Here is a 1,490-nt window from a genome sequence, read left to right as displayed (position 1 = left end):
AAAGAAAATCAGCCGCAATGAATTTGCAACCCTGGTTACCCTGCAGGGCGTTTACTTGGAAGGTGTCCAGGATATAAATTCATTTAGAATTGTGCATCACAAACTGTTTGATGATAATGGAGAAGTTAATAAATACGCCTGGGACTTCATAGCGTGTTCACTGACAAGGTCAGAGATGTTTTTTAACGGTTGTTCTTTCGATGTCAATGCCATCATCAAGAAAATGGAGCGTTTGCTTAAAAATGCACCTCAGGTTGAGGCCGGTTTCTGGATCTGTAACTACCCAGCTTCTTTAGACAAAAACGAAGGGCAGCTCACGATGAGAAAAGCCCTGTTAAGCAATGACTTCTTTGTTTTATTTTCTGCCTTCGGCGGCGTAATATGCCCGTCCATGACGTTGCGACAGGCCTTCATTGATAGTTTTTGCCTGAAAGAAGCCCATAAAATCAATCCAGTGATCGGGATCAGTACACCTGAAGATATTAGAGCCGGTAGCCTGAAAGGCCACAGAGACATGGAGATTCCTTTTCCCGGCCATCCTTTGCCAAAAACGGCTGACCACTTATCTGTTCGATTGATTCTCGAGTTTATAGCGCATGATTTTTATCATGCATTACGAGCCAGCATGTTAAGAAATACTGATATCCATTTAATCGTTGCCGTTGCTGATGTTGTGAGAAAGATTAAAATGGCCTTCCAAAATGAGTACATTAAGGAAAAACAGGATTTTCAGCAGAAGAAAGCGTGCTTTGAAAGCTCTATTTCCACATATCCGCAGGAACAACAAGACAAAAAGATAGAAGACTGGCAGAAGTATGAGACGTCGGTCAATAATAGGCTCGATTATCTGCGAGATACCAGAATAGCCTTGGGCCAATTTGCATTTAACCTTGATGATCTTGAAACCCATAGGCGAAAGTGGAGGATACATCTGCATGATTATGATAGAGAGCTATTCAAACATCACTTGTCAAATATTCTGGTGCAATTGAACAGGTCTGCGGGAAAAACCTGGCGTAAGTTGCTGAGTGAAAACGATGCAGGCATTGTCGGCCAATGTATTATTCCGATGATTATCGGTAGATTGTCTCATCCTCAGGATTTTTATAGTGATTTCTGCTGGGAAATTGATAGGGAAGCCAATTTATATCCCAATGAAGATCTCTCAGAAACGCAGAAAAAGGAATACGTAGCCAGAGGTAAAAAGTTGATTGAACCGCTGAATCCATCGGTTAAACTGGATCAATCACAATGGCCGACTTTCCTCAAGGAAGCCATGAAAGGTGATAAAAAGATGACACATTCGAAACTCCGGGCTTGATTAATGAATAAATGAAGTCATGCAACTCTCTGATCTTTTTAGATTGAACGTACAATGAATTAAAACGTCTTCTCAATAGTGGTTATCCTGGTGCGTATCCGGTGGCTTATGGCCCGGAACTTAATACTGTCTATCGGGTCAAACATTTTAATACCAAATGATAAAACCA

General features: G+C 41.2%; 1 protein-coding gene. It reads left to right on the top strand.

Annotation, left to right across the window (positions count from 1 at the left end; genetic code table 11):
* Nucleotides 1-1,321 (top strand): hypothetical protein (locus KDK19_RS14165; protein WP_257287323.1); only part of this gene is annotated, 1,321 nt, incomplete at its 5' end.
* Nucleotides 1,322-1,490 lie beyond the last annotated feature (169 nt).

It is taken from the genome of Endozoicomonas sp. ONNA1 (assembly GCF_024606325.1).
In the GTDB taxonomy this organism is placed as follows: domain Bacteria; phylum Pseudomonadota; class Gammaproteobacteria; order Pseudomonadales; family Endozoicomonadaceae; genus Endozoicomonas_A.
Note: the sequence above shows the minus strand (reverse complement) of the source record. Positions and strands in the feature narration are given on the sequence as shown.